Origin of the sequence: Nocardia brasiliensis, assembly GCF_042691675.1 — a bacterium.
In the GTDB taxonomy this organism is placed as follows: Bacteria; Actinomycetota; Actinomycetes; order Mycobacteriales; family Mycobacteriaceae; genus Nocardia; species Nocardia brasiliensis_D.
Genome location: NZ_CP170507.1, coordinates 2,166,401 through 2,182,809 on the forward strand (window position 1 = coordinate 2,166,401; position 16,409 = coordinate 2,182,809).

The 16,409-nt window shown below is 67.1% G+C and carries 14 protein-coding genes and 2 pseudogenes; 6 read left to right on the forward strand and 10 right to left on the reverse strand.

The annotated features are described in order from the left end of the window. Positions 1–135 precede the first annotated feature (135 nt). Positions 136–396: a 30S ribosomal protein S20 gene (gene rpsT, locus ACFK0J_RS10065; RefSeq protein ID WP_069167823.1), complete on the reverse strand. Its 261-nt coding sequence runs from the start codon at positions 394–396 to the stop codon at positions 136–138. Between the two features lie 274 nt (positions 397–670). Between rpsT and ACFK0J_RS10070 the strand changes: the two genes are divergently transcribed. Further along, complete coding sequence (locus tag ACFK0J_RS10070) at positions 671–1,459, forward strand: aquaporin (protein WP_378738714.1); 789 nt, start codon at positions 671–673, stop codon at positions 1,457–1,459. Between the two features lie 51 nt (positions 1,460–1,510). Here ACFK0J_RS10070 and ACFK0J_RS10075 read toward each other — a convergent pair. The 5 genes and pseudogenes from ACFK0J_RS10075 to ACFK0J_RS10095 all read right to left on the reverse strand — a co-directional run. Next, positions 1,511–1,642, reverse strand: a pseudogene (locus ACFK0J_RS10075) (DUF5360 family protein); the annotation flags it as partial. 28 nt (positions 1,643–1,670) lie between these two features. Continuing rightward, positions 1,671–1,988, reverse strand: a pseudogene (locus tag ACFK0J_RS10080) (DUF5360 family protein); the annotation flags it as partial. Then, positions 1,888–2,439, reverse strand: a complete 552-nt coding sequence (locus tag ACFK0J_RS10085) for a type II toxin-antitoxin system PemK/MazF family toxin (protein ID WP_378738716.1) — start codon at positions 2,437–2,439, stop codon at positions 1,888–1,890. The pseudogene ACFK0J_RS10080 and the gene ACFK0J_RS10085, both read right to left, overlap by 101 nt. Positions 2,440–2,532: 93 nt before the next feature. Further along, on the reverse strand, positions 2,533–3,204 hold the full coding sequence (locus ACFK0J_RS10090; RefSeq protein ID WP_378738718.1) for a DUF4276 family protein: 672 nt from the start codon (positions 3,202–3,204) through the stop codon (positions 2,533–2,535). Then, positions 3,201–4,322, reverse strand: a complete 1,122-nt coding sequence (locus tag ACFK0J_RS10095) for an AAA family ATPase (RefSeq protein WP_378738721.1) — start codon at positions 4,320–4,322, stop codon at positions 3,201–3,203. Before ACFK0J_RS10095 ends, ACFK0J_RS10090 begins: the two co-directional genes overlap by 4 nt. A gap of 178 nt (positions 4,323–4,500) precedes the next feature. Here ACFK0J_RS10095 and lepA point away from each other — a divergent pair, with 178 nt between their 5' ends. After that, positions 4,501–6,360 carry a translation elongation factor 4 gene (lepA, locus tag ACFK0J_RS10100; RefSeq protein WP_378738723.1) on the forward strand — a complete coding sequence of 620 codons (1,860 nt, stop codon included), beginning with the start codon at positions 4,501–4,503 and terminating at the stop codon, positions 6,358–6,360. Between the two features lie 106 nt (positions 6,361–6,466). Beyond that, positions 6,467–7,078 (forward strand): Uma2 family endonuclease, encoded by a 612-nt coding sequence (locus tag ACFK0J_RS10105; protein ID WP_378738725.1) that lies wholly within the window; start codon positions 6,467–6,469, stop codon positions 7,076–7,078. 14 nt (positions 7,079–7,092) lie between these two features. On the opposite strand, the gene ACFK0J_RS10110 is transcribed toward ACFK0J_RS10105, so the two are convergent. Genes ACFK0J_RS10110 through ACFK0J_RS10120 form a run of 3 tightly spaced genes read right to left on the reverse strand, consistent with a single transcriptional unit; the run spans position 7,093 to position 9,622 of the window. Continuing rightward, positions 7,093–8,478 (reverse strand): sensor histidine kinase, encoded by a 1,386-nt coding sequence (locus tag ACFK0J_RS10110; RefSeq protein WP_378738727.1) that lies wholly within the window; start codon positions 8,476–8,478, stop codon positions 7,093–7,095. Then, the gene (locus ACFK0J_RS10115; RefSeq protein WP_378738730.1) at positions 8,475–9,167 is read right to left on the reverse strand and encodes a response regulator transcription factor; all 693 of its coding nucleotides are present in this window, start codon (positions 9,165–9,167) and stop codon (positions 8,475–8,477) included. Before ACFK0J_RS10115 ends, ACFK0J_RS10110 begins: the two co-directional genes overlap by 4 nt. 23 nt (positions 9,168–9,190) lie before the next feature. After that, a complete protein-coding gene (locus ACFK0J_RS10120; RefSeq protein ID WP_378738732.1) occupies positions 9,191–9,622 on the reverse strand; it encodes a hypothetical protein in 432 nt (143 codons plus the stop codon). A 385-nt stretch (positions 9,623–10,007) separates the two neighbouring features. On the opposite strand from ACFK0J_RS10120, the gene ACFK0J_RS10125 reads away from it, so the two are divergent. Next, positions 10,008–12,125, forward strand: coding sequence for a hypothetical protein (locus ACFK0J_RS10125; protein ID WP_378738733.1), 2,118 nt, complete (start codon positions 10,008–10,010; stop codon positions 12,123–12,125). 72 nt (positions 12,126–12,197) lie between these two features. Continuing rightward, positions 12,198–14,000: a dynamin family protein gene (locus ACFK0J_RS10130; RefSeq protein WP_378738735.1), complete on the forward strand. Its 1,803-nt coding sequence runs from the start codon at positions 12,198–12,200 to the stop codon at positions 13,998–14,000. 12 nt (positions 14,001–14,012) lie between these two features. On the opposite strand, the gene ACFK0J_RS10135 is transcribed toward ACFK0J_RS10130, so the two are convergent. Then, positions 14,013–16,001, reverse strand: coding sequence for a glycoside hydrolase family 15 protein (locus ACFK0J_RS10135; protein WP_378738737.1), 1,989 nt, complete (start codon positions 15,999–16,001; stop codon positions 14,013–14,015). Positions 16,002–16,088: 87 nt separating this feature from the next. Between ACFK0J_RS10135 and ACFK0J_RS10140 the strand changes: the two genes are divergently transcribed. Then, complete coding sequence (locus ACFK0J_RS10140) at positions 16,089–16,355, forward strand: hypothetical protein (protein ID WP_378738739.1); 267 nt, start codon at positions 16,089–16,091, stop codon at positions 16,353–16,355. Positions 16,356–16,409 lie beyond the last annotated feature (54 nt).

Below are 16,409 nucleotides of genomic sequence, written 5' to 3' on the forward strand. Positions count from 1 at the left end.
GTGGGCCGATCCAGAATCCCCGGAGATGAACACTCGGCGCGGGCCGGTCGGAGCGCGGGCACGACAAAAGCCGCCGTGGTCGTCGAGGCCACGGCGGCTGCGTCAAAGCATGCGGTACCGGATCGGTACCGGAAATCAGATCTTGTTCAGAGCCAGCGCGAGCGCGGACTTCTTGTTGGCGGCCTGGTTGGCGTGGATGACGCCCTTCGAGGCAGCCTTGTCGAGCTTGCGGCTCGCGAACTGGAGCTGCGCGGCGGCCTTCTCTTTGTCGCCGGCCGCGGCGGCTTCCCGGAAGCTGCGGATCGCGGTGCGCAGCGCGGACTTGACCGACTGGTTACGCTTACGCGCTTCCTCGTTGGTACGGATCCGCTTCAACTGGGACTTGATGTTGGCCACGCCTGTTTCCTCGTGTTCCTGTCGCTGAGTGGTATGTGCTGGAAAAGTTCCTACGCGTGCGTCGCACCCTGAGTGAACGGGTAACGCAACGCCGAAGGTCGAGGATACCAGCCGCCGCTCGGCGCACGAAATCAGCACCTGGCCGCCGCGCCTGGAGACACGCTGCGGAGATCGTTGTCGGCGGTAGTTCGGGCGCGTAGCGTTCGAACGGCAGCACCCTGTGACCAAGTCTTGCGGCAGTGACGGGTAAACACGCGGAGAGGCGGGCTGGCAGATGTCTCCAACGGCTCAAGAAGTTGTCGAAGAGGTCGCCGAGTACGGGCCGATCTCCGACGCCAAGAGATGGGGTGCGGAGGCGCTCGGCACGTTCGTCCTGGTGATCGGCGGCGTCGGTACGGCGGTACTGGCGGGGGAACGGGTCGGTGCGCTGGGGGTTGCGCTCGCCTTCGGGCTCACGCTGTTGTTCCTCGTCTATGCGATCGGGCCGATCTCGGGCTGTCATGTCAATCCGGCGGTGACGGTCGGGCATCTGCTGCTCGGCCGGATCGGGGCAGTTACCGCGGTCGGGTATTGGATCGCGCAGCTGATCGGTGGGTTCCTGGCCGGGCTGGTGTTGTTCGCGCTGGCGAAGAATCTGCCGTCCTACGATCGCGCGGTCGACGGGCTCGGCGCGAACGGCTGGGGACAGCACAGTCCGTCGGCGCAGCGTGGGCCGCTGGGGGAGGTCGTGCTGCAGAACGGGTACGGAATGGCGGCGATGATCATCATCGAGGTCATGCTGACCGCGCTGCTGGTGTTCGTGGTGCTCGCCTCGACCGATCAGCTCTCCGATGTCCCGCTGGCCGGTTTGTCGATCGGTGTGACGCTGGCGGTCATCCATCTCGTCTCGATTCCGGTGGACAACACCTCGGTCAACCCGGCGCGCAGCCTCGGTGTCGCGCCCTATCAGGACGGTGCGATGGCCCAGGTCTGGGCATTCGTAGTCTTCCCGCTGGTCGGCGGCGCGCTCGGTGCGCTGGTGTATGGGCTGCTGTTCGGCCGGTCCCGCAACATGCTCTCTTGAGTTGACCAGGACAGGCCCACCGGCGCCATGGCGATGTCGGTGGGCCTGTCGCTATTCGGCCGGGTTCGGAATCGCGTTGCAGGTCAACGCGATCAGCGCGGGGAGCGGGAACAGCAGCAGGAACAGATTGGGGATCCACCAAGTGAGACTGAAATCGCCGCGCAGCGCCCAGAAAGCGAGCGCCTGGAGTCCCGTTGGTGCGGCACAGGCTGGCCAGGCCGGTGGCGCTGGCCGCGAGGTCGAGCACGACGAACGAGAAGTTCCAGTCGCTCAGAATCGGATTCGCGTAGTCCTTGTAGGCCAGCTCCGGCGGGATGATCTGGGCGAAGGCAATCGCCCAATACACCAGGAAGCCGATATCGGTGACGAGCATGGCGAGCTTGGTCGGCCCCAGGACGCGATTCAACACAGGTAGAACCGTATTCGACTCAGTGCCAGGCGTATTCGGCACACAAGCGGTGGGCGACAAGGTCGAATGTCTTGCGCGCCAGGATGGCTCCTTCGCGCCGGATCCCGGCTTCCGGCACATCCAGGACACGGTCCAGCCGAACCCAGCTCGGCCTGCCCTCGGGATCCCAACTGCCGCTACCGATGCCGACCCAGTTCGGGTCGTACGCCCGCTCCGCCTTCGACGACAGCATCAACCCGAGCAGCGTCCGGCGATCCCGCCCGACCACCAGCACCGGCCGATCCTTGCCATTGCTCGGATCGTCCTCGTACGGCACCCAGGTCCATACGATCTCCCCCGGATCGGCTCGCCCGTCCAACTGCGGCGAGTACACGATCTGGCGGGCCCGCTCGGCCGTCGGCACCGGCGTCGACGCCGTCGGCCGCACCTTCACCGCCGGCGTCCGCCGCTGCGCCAACGACCCGACCAGCCGTTCCACCAACTTCGGTCCCTGCTGCTTGACAATCCTGGGACCCTGCTCCTTAGCGATAAGTCCGAGCTGCTTGCCGAGAGAGTTCCAACTTCGGGCCATGTTCGAAATATAACGGCGCCCCGCCCTCTTCTCACCCGCGCCGCGAGTGGCAACCGTCGCTTTGCGGTCAGGCCAGCGAGGTAGGTCGGGTGATCACGCCAAGCGGCTGTGCAACGTGTCGAGCCAAGAATTGAAGTGCGGGCACTGGTTGCGTAGTTCCTCGACACCGAGGTCGGCTATGGCCAGCGGGCCATCGTTTGTCTTCGAGTACTGCGGGCAGTAGTGGAGGATCCGCTTGGACGGCGAAGTATCCGGACCGTCATTGACAAGCTCGGGGCCGCCGGCCACCCGGACATCCTTGACCAATTGTTCGGTGAGCCCTGGCAACAAGCAGCCGACTTGCTCGGCGGCAGCGAACACCCAGCTCTCCAGTTCGTGCAGGATGAGGTGCGGCACAAACCGGCTATCAGCCGCTGCGGCAGCGAGGGAATGTTCAACGTGTATCACCCGGTCAAGGGGTGTCAGACCGGCTGGGATGTCGGCCATCCCGGGAGCGTCCGGCGGGAACGCGTAGAAGTCGAACAGCGTCGTCAGAACGTGGATGCTCGAATCTCGTAACAGCAGCTTGATCTCTCGATCGACCTTGGTCCAGCTGCTGACACCGCCTCGGTGATTGGGGCCACCGGCAGGGCGCTTCGTCGTCACGATCGATTGACTCACGGTCCAGCCACGGTCGGCGAGATAGGGCCCGAGCACATTGTTGACGACGATTTCCTCGCTCTGTCCTTCCACCAGGAAGTGCAGGCGGTGATAGCTGGCCGTCATGCCTGGCTGGAGTCCTCCCTGGCGGGCCGTCCGCCGAGCAGGTTCTTTTCCCACAACTCGCCGAGCGAGTACTCCGTCAACCATGCTTCCAATGCGGTGGCATCGGGGCGGGAGAAGGTGGATCCGCCGGCTCTGCGCTCCACGACGATCAGATCGTCGAGCTCGAACTGGTTCATCAAGGTGACCGATTGAGTGGCGATCAGGACTTGGCTACGGGTCGAGGCCTGGCGAAGCAGGTTCGCGAGTTGCACGATGGCAAAGGGGTGCAGGCCGAGTTCGGGTTCGTCGAGCACGACGAGCGCGGGCAATTCCGGTTGCAGCAAAAGCGTTGCCAGACAGACGAATCGAAGTGTGCCGTCCGACATCTGATTGGCTGAGAAGACGGCGTCCGAGCCTTGCTGCTGCCACCGGAGTCTGATCCGATCGCTGGCCTCGGGCTGGAGCACGAAATCTCGGAAGAACGGGGCCACCAACTGGATCGCGCCGACAATGCGGCGATAGGCCGCCTGGTCGGCGGCTTCGTCGCTGGTCTGCAATCGATACAAATACGCAGCGAGGTTGCCGGCATCCGGTCGCAGATTCAGGTTGTCTGCGGTGGGAATCATTCGCTTGACCGGAGCATCGGCGCTGGTGTCGTGGAAGTGGAAGACCTTGCAGCCTTCGAGCAGTGCGAAGACATACTTGGCGATACCACCCCTGGGGCCACCGGTTTCGGTGGCCAGACGTGTTTCGCGGTGCCCGCGCCCGAGCGACTTGCTGTACGGCCGATCATATTTCGGCTCTTGGTAGTAGACGACCTCGGTTTCGAAGATCAATTCGTCGTTCGCCGCGGGGACGAGGACCGCCTCGTACGAGTTCGGGTCGGCGTCGAGTTCGAGACGAATCCGGGAGGCGCCGTCCCCGTCGGTGAGCAACGCCGCCGCGCCGCCGTTGAGACCGACGAACAGACCGAGCTCTCCGTCGACGATTCGTCCGAGCAGCGCGAGCGCTTGGACGAAGTTGCTCTTACCAGCCCCATTCGCGCCGACCAGAACATTCAGTTGCTTGAGCTCGACCGTCGCCGATCTGATCGAGGTGAATCCCTCGATCTGGATGGTTTTCAGCGGTTGGCCTGGCATGGCCTCACTCTACGATGAGCCACCGACGTTCCCGGGATTGCTCGCGATCGGGCACGCGGGCGTCAGTGCCCGTCGCTGTACCCGACGGTGAAATTGGCAGCGTGCCGGGCTTGGGTGGCACCGCTGGGGAAAGCTTCGTACTGCTCATGGGACGATAGACGGCAGTTTGCCGATACCCATGAGGAGTGGAGTGCCCGCCAGCTTCGCCGACACCACGTTCACCGATCCGTCACGGATCCGGAACTTCTGCATCATCGCGCACATCGATCACGGCAAGTCGACGCTGGCCGATCGGATGCTGCAACTGACCGGCGTGGTCGAAGAGCGGCAGATGCGCGCCCAATATCTGGACCGGATGGATATCGAGCGCGAGCGCGGCATCACCATCAAGGCGCAGAACGTGCGGCTGCCGTGGCAGGTCGACGGCACGGACTACGTGCTGCACCTGATCGATACGCCGGGTCACGTCGACTTCACCTACGAGGTGTCGCGCGCACTGGAAGCCTGTGAGGGCGCGGTGCTGCTCGTCGACGCGGCGCAGGGCATCGAAGCGCAGACGCTGGCGAACCTGTACTTGGCGTTGGACAAGGATCTGACGATCATCCCGGTGCTCAACAAGATCGACCTGCCGGCCGCCGACCCGGACCGCTACGCGGGCGAGATCGCGCACATCATCGGTTGCGAACCCGACGACGTGCTGCGCGTCTCCGGCAAGACCGGTGTCGGCGTGAGCGAGCTGCTCGACGAGGTGATCAAGACGGTGCCCGCCCCCGTCGGTGACCCCGATGCGCCGGCCCGCGCGATGATCTTCGACTCGGTCTACGACACCTACCGTGGCGTGGTCACCTATGTCCGCGTGGTGGACGGCAAGCTCACCCCGCGCGAGAAGATCAAGATGATGTCCACCGGCGCCACCCACGAGATGCTGGAGATCGGCATCGTCTCGCCCGAACCCAAACCCACCCAGGGTCTCGGCGTCGGCGAGGTCGGTTACCTGATCACCGGCGTGAAAGACGTGCGCCAGTCGAAGGTCGGTGACACGGTGACCGCCGCGCGCAACGGCGCCACCGAACCGCTCACCGGTTACCGCGAGCCGCGCCCGATGGTGTACTCCGGCCTCTACCCGGTCGACGGCTCCGACTATCCAGACCTGCGCGACGCACTGGAAAAGCTTCAGCTCAACGATGCCGCGCTGACCTACGAGCCGGAAACCTCGGTGGCCCTGGGCTTCGGCTTCCGCTGCGGCTTCCTCGGTCTGCTGCACATGGAGATCACCCGTGAGCGGCTGCAACGCGAGTTCGACCTCGACCTGATCTCCACCGCACCCAACGTCGTCTACACCGTAGAGATGGAAGACGGCAGCAAGCACGTCGTCACCAATCCCTCGTACTGGCCGGAGGGCAAGGTCCGGCACGTGTACGAGCCGGTGGTGAAGTGCACCGTCATCTCGCCGAGCGAGTTCATCGGCTCGATCATGGAGCTGTGTCAGGGTCGTCGCGGTGAGCTCGGCGGCATGGACTACCTGTCCGAGACCCGCGTCGAACTGCGCTACACCATGCCGATGGCGGAGATCATCTTCGACTTCTTCGACTCGCTGAAGTCGCGCACCCGCGGCTACGCCAGCCTCGACTACGAAGAGTCCGGCGTGCAGGACTCGGCGCTGGTGAAGGTGGACATCCTGCTGCAGGGCGAGGCGGTGGACGCGTTCAGCGCGATCGTGCACAAGGACGCCGCCCAGGCCTACGGCAACAAAATGACCACCAAGCTGCGCGAGCTCATCCCGCGGCAGCAGTTCGAGGTGCCCATCCAGGCCGCCATCGGCTCGAAAATCATTGCCCGCGAGAACATTCGCGCCATCCGCAAGGACGTGCTCGCCAAGTGCTACGGCGGCGACATCAGCCGTAAGCGCAAACTGCTGGAGAAGCAGAAGGAAGGCAAGAAGCGGATGAAGACCATCGGTCGGGTGGATGTTCCGCAGGAAGCCTTCGTCGCGGCGCTGTCGTCGGACGCGGCGTCGGACAAGCCGAAGGGGAAGTAGCGGCGCTGATCCGACGCGGGGCGGCAAACGGCGCGATAATGCTTCATAGGTCACGGCGCATCCGGCAGGATGCGTTGTCATGAGGAGCGCAACCGAGGAGGCGGAAATGGCTATGTTGCCGCACCACGGCGGGTTGCCGCACCACGGCGGGTTGCCGCAGCACGGCGGCTACGCTCCTGACGGGCTGACCGTCGCCGATGTTCGCGCGGGATACGACCCAGGGTTCCGGTACGAGCTCGAGGACGGGGTGGCTGTGATGATGGCGTCGGCGTCGGTGTGGCACAACCGTGTGCTGCGGCGGCTTACCGTTGCGATGGAGGCGCTCTGTCCATCGGATCTCGCGGTCGAGATGGAGCAGGCGATCGAAATCGCGGACGACTTCGCCCCGATCCCGGACATTCTGGTTATCGAGTCAGCGGCTGCGAACCCCACCGAGAACGTCATCCCGAAGTCGGCTGTACGACTCGCCGTGGAAATCGTCTCACCGGGTACTCGACGTAAGGATCGTTGGATCCGTCCGGTGGACTACGCGCAGGCGGGAATTCCGTTCTTCTGGCGCATCGAGTCCGAGAACTTCGAGCCGGTCGTGTACTCCTTCCATCTCGATGAGGCGAGCAAGACGTACGAGCCGACCGAACCGACAGCCGTACACCATGAGGTGTTGCGCATGTCGGACCCGTTCGAGATGGAGATAAAGCTCACCGGGCTAGGTCGCTGAGTCCGCCAGCCCGATTACGGAGTTGCCGCGATGCGCACGCGCAGGCGGGTGCCGCCCAGGGGGCTGTGGTCGAGTTCGGCTGTGCCGGAATGTAGTTCGGCTTGTTGGCGGACCAGGGCCAGGCCGAGGCCGGAACCGGGGGAGCCGGGGCCTTTGCTGAAGCGGTCGAAAGCGTTGGGGCGCACGGTATCCGGGACGCCTCGGCCGTTGTCATCGATGAGGATTTCGATGGTGTCGTCGGCAGCGGGGTGGACGGTGACGGTGACCGTGTCGGCGTGACCGTGCTCGACGGCATTCGTGACGGCGTTGGTGACGATCAGCATGAGTCCGCCGGGCAGGCCGGTCACTGTGATCGGTTCGCATTCGGCGAGGTCGATGCGGACGTCGGGGTGTCGGCGCTGTGCGTCTTGTACTGCGCGGTCGAGGGTTTCGCAGAGGTCGAAGGGTTCGAAGGCGTCGGGTTCGGTGAGTTCGCCGACGGCGAGTCGCTCCAGATCGGTGAGGGTGTTCTCGATCTGCTGTTCGGCGAAGAGCACCTCGGTGAGAATGGCGCCGCGCTGTTCGGCGGAAATTTCCTTGGTGGCCAGCACTTGTAGGTCGGTACGCAGTGCGGTGAGCGGGGTGCGCAACTCGTGGGCGCAGACGGCGGCGAAATCGCGGGCACTGGTGAGGGCGTGGTTGGTGGCGCGGTGCGCGGCCTCCAGCCGGGCCAGCATGCGGGTGATGGCGTCGGAGAGTTCCTCCGCCTCCCTGGCGCCGCGGCCGGACAGCGGCGGCAGCTCTTCGAGGGTGTCGATGCCGTGGGTGGCGGTGGCCAGCCTGCGCAGCGGCCGCGCGGCGTAACCGGCCAGGAACCAGCCGAGCACGGCGGCGATCAGCGCACCGGCCACGCCGATGCCGAGACCGATCAACTGGCTGCGGTGGATGGCGGAGGCGACCACATCGCGGTTCGGGTCGAGCGCCACCAGCACGCCGGGCAGACCGTCGACCCGGGTCACGGCCACGTCGTTGGGCATGCCGGGCGCGAGTGCGCTCTCCTCGGGTATGTCGGTCATGTATCCGGGTGCATCGGGTGGTCGAGGCGGCGCGGGTGCTTCGGTCTCCCGGGTCGGCGCGGACGCCTGATCCGGCGCGGACGCCTGATCCGGCGCGGGTGCCTGACCCGGCGCGGGTGCCGCAGGGGGCGGCGGGGCGGGCGGCGGTGGAACCGTCTCGGCCGGAACACCTTTCAACGGCGGCGCGACCCGCACCGCCATCGAGGAAACGGTCTCGTCCAGCTGCCGCTCGCCGGTCGCGTTCAGCAACGCGGCGAAGGTGATGGTCAAGGTGAGCGCGACGAGCGCGGCGACCACGCCGGAGACCAGCGCCACCCGGGTCCGCAGCGACGGTGAACGTTTCACGGCTGCTCCCGCAGGACGAATCCGACACCGCGCACGGTGTGCACCACCCGCGGCGCACCGGTCGCCTCCAACTTGCGGCGCAGGTACGAGACGAAGACATCCACCACATTGGTGTCGGTGGCGAAGTCGTAACCCCATACCGCGGAAAGGATCTGCTCACGGCCGAGCACGATGCCCGGGTGGTCGGCGAGCAAGGCGAGTACCTCGAATTCTCGTTTGGTGAGGTCGACCGGTGTGCCCGCGGCCAGCACCCGGTGCCCGGCCAGGTCGATCTGTACCTGTCCGATCCGGACCTGCGCGGCCGCTCGTTCCGGAGTATTGACCCGGCGGCGCAGCAGCGCGCGCAGCCGGGCGACCAGCTCGCCGAGGTCGAAGGGCTTGGTGAGGTAGTCGTCGGCGCCGCGTTCGAGGCAGGCGATCCGGTCGGTCACCGCGCTGCGCGCGCTGAGCACGCAGATCGGTATGTCGTTGCCCATCGCACGCAACGCGGTGACCACGCCTTCACCGTCGAGGGTCGGCATGTTCACGTCCAACACCATGGCGTCGGGCGTCGCGGAGCGAACCATCGCCAGCGCTTCGGCGCCGTCGCCCGCGGTGACCACCTCGAAATCGGAAAGTTCCAGCCCGCGTCGTAGTGACGCGAGCACGCGAACCTCGTCGTCCACGACCAAGATCCGGTGTCCGGTCATGGATCAACATTAGTCCCGGCCGGTCAGCGGACGCTGGCGGCGACGCACGCGTGCTCGAGCGGGACCGCGGGCACGGCACCGGGCGGCAGCTCGCGCTCGATGGTCACCCACGCGCCACCGTTGTCGGCGGGCATGATCACCACGGGACCGGTCGGGTCGATCTCGGGGCACAGGACAGGTTCACCGGGGGCGACCGGCCGGGCAGGATCGCCGGGCGCGGTCGGCAGGGCAGGTTCGCCAGGGACGGCCTGCGGGGCAGGTTGGGCGGGAACGGCGGGCGGGGCAGGTTCGCCGGGGACCGGGTCGACCTGGATGATCCCGGGTTCGGGCGGCATCGGCGGCCCCGGCAGCGCCGAGGCGGAACCCGCCATTCCCGCGACCACGGCGGCGGTGAGTGCGGTGCCGCTGAGCACGGCCGCGACGCGAGCGCCGCGGCGTCCGATGAGTGCCGTCATGAGGGGTGTCTCCTTCAGATCGATGCTGGCGGGCCGGTGCGGCCCGACGAAATCGACGGTAGGGAAAGGATCTTCACCACTCGTTGAGCAATCGTTAGAGAACTCTTAGGGTCTCGTGACCGGGCGCGCGCCACGGCCTGGATGCGCCACGATCGGGCCTGGTCATCGGGCGTATTTGAGGCGGCGTCCAGTTGGCTGAGGCCACCAGAAATAGGGCTTCCGTTCTGATTTTCGGAGTGGCAAGGTTGTGTTGCTCGCCACCGACGGATTCTCTACAGTCCTGAAGAATGTGACAGTCGGGTATTCCCGAAATAGTGTTAGGTGATCTTCACTCGGTCCGATCGGCGGTGAGGATGGCCGCTGGAACCCCCGAGATGGAGCTTCGATGACGCGTGACCTGCCCTTCGATGACGACACCACCGAGGCAGCCGAGCACGCGGGTGACACCGCCTACCGGGTGGCCACGGGTGTCGCGCGGGTCGCGCGGGCGGGTGCGTACGTCACCGGCGGTGCCCTGGTCGCCGCCTACGACGGCGGCGGCACCCCTGAACACCCCGGCTCGTCCCGACTGGACAGCTGGAATGCGGGCTGGGCGCACAACAGCGATCCCGATTCCGACACTCCTTCCCCGGTGATCACGTTTCCGGACCCGGTCGTGGAACCCGCTCCGCTGAACTCGCCGCATTCGGGCAATTCGCCCGTCGCACACGGCAACTCCGGGTTCAACCTGCCCGGCACCGCCGGCGGCGCGGACCTGCCGCTGCCGTCCCTGGGTGGCGAATACAACGGCACCGACGCGGGCTTCCCGCTGCCCGGCAGCGACTCCGGTCAGCACGGCATGGAGCTGCCGAGCCTGCCCGGCGGCGGGTCCGGCCAGCAGGGCATGCAGTTGCCCGGGCTGTCCGGCGCACCCAGCGGGATCGGTGCTACTCCCGAATCCAGCGGACTGCCGCTGCCGGGAACGCCCAACCACGCGCCCTCGAACGGCCTCGACCTGCCCGGCGGCAATGGTTTCGGCCTGCCCGGCCACGGCCTCGGCCAAGCCGGGCACGGTTTCGGCCTGCCCGGTGCGAACGGTTTCGTCGCGCCGGGTCTGCCCGGTACGAACCCCGCTGCCGCCGCCGCTCCGTCGGCCGGCGGCCCGTTCGACGGTGTCGGCGACGGTGGTGATCCCCTCGGAATCTTCGTCGGAACGCAGTGGTCGGTGGACTTCGGCGTCGGACCGCAGGGCATCTACTTCAATTCCGAGATGAAGGTCGATCTCGGCGCCGGTCACGTGGGCGACCAGCTCGACCAGTTCACCGACTGGCTCGGCAGCGGCCTGCACGTGCCGGACGGCAGCGGTCGATCGGTGACCGACCCGACCGTGACCAGCCACGGCACCCCCGGCGTCGTCGGCGGTCTCAGCACCCCTGGCTCGTCCACGCACCAGTCGAATCAGTCCGGCCATTCCAGCCATTCGACGGTGCCCACCGCCACCACGCAGCCGGTCCCGCAGCCGCTCGCCGCGCCCGCGCCGATCATGTCGACGGCGCCCGCGCCGGTGGCGGCCGCCGCGGCGGCGCCCGTTGTCGCGGTGGCGCCGGTAACGAGCGCCCCGCAGCCGGTGGTGGCCACCCCGCTGCAGACCACAATCCAGCCGGACGCCGCGACCACGCCGATCGCGAACGTCATCGGGCAACCGGAGGGTCCGTCGGTGCTCACCGTGCCCGCCGCCGCCACGCCCGCGCTGTTCGATCAGGCGCGGCCGACACCGGTGGTGAAGCCGACTCCGGCGACCGACCCGCACTCCTCGGACGTCACGATCACGACGCCGAACACGCCGACCACCATCACCAAGACCGTCCCGGTCCCGGTGGTACCGAGCGATGTCACCGCGCCGAGCGTCCCGAAGACGCCGGACCTGGGCACGAAGATCCCGGGCGTCCCCACCGCACCGCACGGTGGCATCAGCACCGGCCCGGACGTGCCGACCACCAAGACACCCGGTGCCACCGGAACGCACCCGACGCAGGTGCCGACCACCGACCCGGACGGCGATGTGACCACCCCCGGCACGGGAACGGGCAACGGCGGCGCGACCGGCGGCGTCACCACTCAGCCGAGCGTGCCGACCCGCGAGGTGCCGACGGTGACCCAGCCGGAGCCGACCGTGTCCGTGCCGACCCATGACGTGCCGACCGCCGTCCCGACGCACAACGCGCCGGTGCCGACGCACGACCTGCCGCCGACTTTCCACGCCCCGTCGCCCACCCAGGCGCCGGTGCCGACGTACAAGCCGCCGGTAATGGACCCGAAGCCGCACGCGATCGCCGATCCGATCAACAGCACGCACATGGTCGCCGCGACCGCGCAGCCGGTCAGCGACTACACGGCGTACACCGATCATTCGACGCTCGCCGCCGCCTCGGGCAGCGGTCTGTCCGGCGGGTTGATGCCGGACTCGATGATGGCCGAGACCCACCACGCGACACCGGGCGGCTGGGACATACCGTTGGTGTAAGCGGATCTCTGTGGGAGGGGATGAGCGGGGGCATCCATGTCGATCGAAAGCAAACCAGCGTAAGGAGGAGGGTTGTCTGCCGCAGCCGGGCTGAAGGCCGCCACGGTGAAACACCCGGACGCGATGGCGCCGCTCATCCGGATTCTCGACGAATTGTGGGAGATGACCCGATCAGCGGGCCGGAACGATCTCGGCAGCCGACTGAGCATGGTCCGGGCCAGGGTGAGCGATCCCCGGGTTCGTCTCGTCGTCGTCGGTGAGCCGAAGAACGGGATGAGCACGCTGGTCAACAGCCTGGTCGGCGCCTCGGTCAGTGCGACCGCGAGCGACCTGAGCGTGCCCGTCATCGTCGAGTACGGCCCGGAACCGACCGCCACCCTGGTGCGTTCGGTCGATGGCCGCACCGAGCGGCAGTCGGTGGACCCGCTCGACCCCGGCCCCGCCATCTCCGGTTTCGGCGTGATCCGCGCCGAGTTCACCCAGCCGAGCCCACTGCTTGCCGACGGTGTCGTGGTGATGGACGCGCCGGGCGCGCACGGCGCCGACAACCCCACCACCTGGTCGATGGTCGCCGCCGCCGACGCCGTGCTCTACGTCGGTGACGCCGCGGCGGAACTCACCGCGGAGCAGATCGCCTATCTGCAGCGCATCCAGCAGATCTGCCCGACCGTCATCTGCGTGCTCAACAAGATCGATCAGTACCCGCATTGGTCGCACACCCAACAGCGCAACCGGGAGCTGCTCGACGCGGCCGGTCTCGGCTTCGCGGTGGCGCCGGTGTCCGCGGAACTGCACCGGCAGGCCGGGCTGTCCGGCAACTATCAGCGCGATATCGAATCCGGTGTCCCGCAACTGATCGACCATCTGCGCGACTACGTGGTCGCCCGTGCCGACACGGTCGCGGTGGAAGCCGCGGTGCAGGACATCCGGCTGGTCAGCGACCATCTCGCGTTGACGCTGCGCAACGAGGCCGAGTCGCTGCGTGACCCGCGGCGCCGGGCCGAGATCACCGACCAGCTGGTCCGGGCCCGCGACGGCGCCGAGCAACTGCGCCAGCGCACGGCGAACTGGCAGGTCACCCTGGTCGACGGCAGCACGGAGCTGATGGCCGACATCGAGCACGACCTTCGCCATCGGCTACGCAACCTGGTGCGCGACGCCGAGGCCGAGATCACCCAGACCGATCCGGCGCGCCGCTGGAAGGAATTCGGTACCGACCTCGACGCCAGGATCTGTGAGGCGGTCGAGGAGAACTTCGTGATGGCGCACTATCGCTCCGTCGAACTCTCCGAGCAGGTGGCCTCGAAGTTCCTGGCGGACAACCGCGCCGCGCCGCTGCCCGATCTGCGTTTGGACAAGCCCGGTGAGGTACTGGAGCCGGTACAGCCGCTCGAGCCGTTGGAAAGCGCGAAAGCCAGTGTGACGCAGCAGTTCCTGTCCGCGCTGCGCGGCTCCTACGGCGGCATCCTGATGGTCGGTCTGGCCACCAGCCTGCTCGGCATGTCGCTGGTGAACTGGTACTCGGCCGGTGCGGGTGTGCTGCTCGGCGTCAACGCGCTGTGGGACGACCGCAAGGCTCGCAAGGCCCGCCGCCGCGCCGAGGCGAAGGTCGCGGTGGCCCGGCTGATGGACGATGTCATCTTCCAGGTGAGCAAGGAATCGCGAAATCGGTTGCGCGCCATGCAGCGAGTGCTGCGCGACCACTTCACCGAGATCGCGACCGACGTCTCCCGGCAGGCGGACGAGGCACTGCGCCTGGCCGAGGCCGCCTTCGAGAAATACGGCGATCACAGCGGGGACCGGATCGCCGAACTCGACGGTCAGCTCGGCAAACTGCGCGGCCTGCGCGAGCAGGCCGACAGTCTGGCCGCCTGACGAAAACCCCCGTCAGCCAGGGTGGTTCGCGGGAGTGTGGGCGGGCTGGAAGCCGCCCGCGTTGCGGTTTTCCTCAGCCCTGATCACATGCGTGACCGCGTTGATCAGCGCCAGGTGGGTGAAGGCCTGCGGGAAATTGCCGAGGTGGCGGCCACTGCGCGGATCGATCTCCTCGGCATACAGGCGCAGCGGACTGGCGAAACCGAGGAGCCGCTCGCATAGGTGCCGGGCGCGCTGCACCTCGCCGATCTCCACCAGCGCGGACACCAGCCAGAACGAGCAGATGGTGAAAGTGCCTTCGGCGCCGGTCAATCCGTCGTCGGTGGTCTCGGTGCGGTAGCGCAGCACCAGGCCGTTCTCGGTGAGCAGGTCGGCGATGGACAGCACGGTGGCCCGGATCCGGTGGTCGTCCGGCGGCAGGAAGCGGGTCAGCACCGCCAAGAGCAGTGAGGCGTCCAGGGTGTCGCCGCCGTAGGTCTGGGTGAAGACGCCGTTGGCGTTCACCCCGTGCTCGAGGATGTCGGCCTTGATCTCCTCGGCGATGGTGTACCACTCGGTGGCGTGCTCGAACTGGCCGTGCAGTTCGGCCAGCTTGGCGCCGCGATCCAGCGCCACCCAGCACATCACCTTGGACGAGGTGAAATGCTGTGGCTCGCCACGCACTTCCCAGATGCCGCGGTCCGGCTCGCGCCAGTGCGCGATGGCCGCGCGGACCTGCCTTTCCAGTAACGGCCACAGTGTTTCCGGCACCTGCTGGCGCGACTTCACGTGCAGGTACACGGCATCGAGCATGGTGCCCCAGATGTCGTGCTGATCCTGGTTGTAGGCGGCGTTGCCGATGCGCACCGGCTTGGCGCCGTCATATCCGCCGAGGTGATCGAGCGTCTCCTCGGTGATTCGGCGTTCGCCGCCGATGCCGTACAACACTTGCAGCGGAACGGCATCGCCGTTCTCATCGGTGGTGGCGTCGCGCAGAAAGGAGAAGAAGTCGTCGGCCTCGCGGTCGAGCCCGAGCGTGTACAGCCCCCACAGGGCGAAGCTGGAATCGCGTACCCAGGTGTAGCGGTAGTCCCAATTACGTTGACCGCCAGGTGTTTCCGGCAGCGACGTGGTCGCGGCGGCCAACAGCGCACCGGTCGGGGCGTAGGTGAGGCCCTTGAGCGTCAGCGCGCTGCGCTGTAAATAGTTGCGCCACGGGTGATCCGGGAAATTGCCGAGGGTGATCCACTGCCGCCAGCACTCGGTGGTCTGCCACATCTTCTGCGCCGCGTCCTCGAACGTCTTGGGCGCGGGCAATTCCGACCAGGTCAACGCGACGTAGACCTCGTCGCCCTCCTCCATCCTGGTGCGGGCGCGCGCCTCTCGGCCCTCCAGGCCGAGCCGCAGATCGGTGGTCAGCACCAGCGTCGGGCCCGCGCTCGAGTCGTCGGCGCGGACGGCGGTCGCCTCCTCGTAGACCTTGCCGGTGTACTCCCAGCGGGCCGTGCCGCGGTGATAGTCGAACGAGGGCTCACAGCTCATCTCCAGCTCGACGGTGCCGTTCACGCACTTCACCGTGCGCAACAGCAGGTGCTCGGCATCCCAGTCCATCGGGGTGCGCCGGTGCGTCTTGGAGCGCTGGTCGTTGTTGTGCCACGGGCCGAGCACCAGCGCGTCGCGCACGATCAGCCAACCGGTCTCGGTCTGCCAGGTGGTCTCCAGGATCATCCCGCCCGGCAGGTAGCGGCGCGCGGCGGGCACGTTCACGCCATACGGGCCGATCCGGAAATGGCCCGCGCTGCGGTCCAGCATCGCCCCGAAGACGCTCGGCGAATCCGGGCGCGGGACGCACATCCACTCGACCGAGCCATTGCTCGCGACCAGGCAGCTGGTCTCGCAGTCGGACAGGAACGCGTAGTCGTCGATCGGCGGGTAGGCGCCGTGTTTCCGTGATTCGGTCAGCCTGCTCACCACCGGCAGGTCGTACGGTTCGTCGACGGTGAGATCATCGGAGGACGCCATAGCTCACTGTAGCCAGGGCCGTGCCCGCGGCACGAGGTCTCGAATTGGACTTGCCGAGCTCTCAGGTGGAGCTACTAGGCTGGGTTGGTGCATCGGATCGCAGGTTGGTGGGACAGCTTCGAGCTGTGGGTCGCGGGACTCCCGTTCATCCCGCAGTTCCTGGTGGTGCTGGTGGGTATGGTTCCGGTCAGCTTCGCCATCGCCTACCTGCTGGACCGGGCATTGCGCTTGGCGCTGCGCGTGCTCGACCGCAAGCACGGGGTCGAGCAGGCATTGCCCGCCGTGCCCGACACCCTGCCCGCCGAGCTCACCTCGGTCGACGCTCGTCCGACCGTGCAGAGCGGTGTCCGCTGATGCCACGTTCGCGCGTCCAGCTCGCCCTCATCGCCCTGCTCGTCCTCGTCGTCG

What these genes read in the sequence shown, in the direction of transcription:
- ACFK0J_RS10070 (WP_378738714.1), top strand. Translation starts at nt 671, where the DNA reads ATGTCTCCAACGGCTCAAGAAGTTGTCGAAGAGGTCGCCGAGTACGGG.
- ACFK0J_RS10085 (WP_378738716.1), bottom strand. Translation starts at nt 2,439, where the DNA reads ATGGCCCGAAGTTGGAACTCTCTCGGCAAGCAGCTCGGACTTATCGCT.
- ACFK0J_RS10090 (WP_378738718.1), bottom strand. Translation starts at nt 3,204, where the DNA reads ATGACGGCCAGCTATCACCGCCTGCACTTCCTGGTGGAAGGACAGAGC.
- ACFK0J_RS10095 (WP_378738721.1), bottom strand. Translation starts at nt 4,322, where the DNA reads ATGCCAGGCCAACCGCTGAAAACCATCCAGATCGAGGGATTCACCTCG.
- lepA (WP_378738723.1), top strand. Translation starts at nt 4,501, where the DNA reads ATGAGGAGTGGAGTGCCCGCCAGCTTCGCCGACACCACGTTCACCGAT.
- ACFK0J_RS10105 (WP_378738725.1), top strand. Translation starts at nt 6,467, where the DNA reads ATGGCTATGTTGCCGCACCACGGCGGGTTGCCGCACCACGGCGGGTTG.
- ACFK0J_RS10115 (WP_378738730.1), bottom strand. Translation starts at nt 9,167, where the DNA reads ATGACCGGACACCGGATCTTGGTCGTGGACGACGAGGTTCGCGTGCTC.
- ACFK0J_RS10120 (WP_378738732.1), bottom strand. Translation starts at nt 9,622, where the DNA reads ATGACGGCACTCATCGGACGCCGCGGCGCTCGCGTCGCGGCCGTGCTC.
- ACFK0J_RS10125 (WP_378738733.1), top strand. Translation starts at nt 10,008, where the DNA reads ATGACGCGTGACCTGCCCTTCGATGACGACACCACCGAGGCAGCCGAG.
- ACFK0J_RS10135 (WP_378738737.1), bottom strand. Translation starts at nt 16,001, where the DNA reads ATGGCGTCCTCCGATGATCTCACCGTCGACGAACCGTACGACCTGCCG.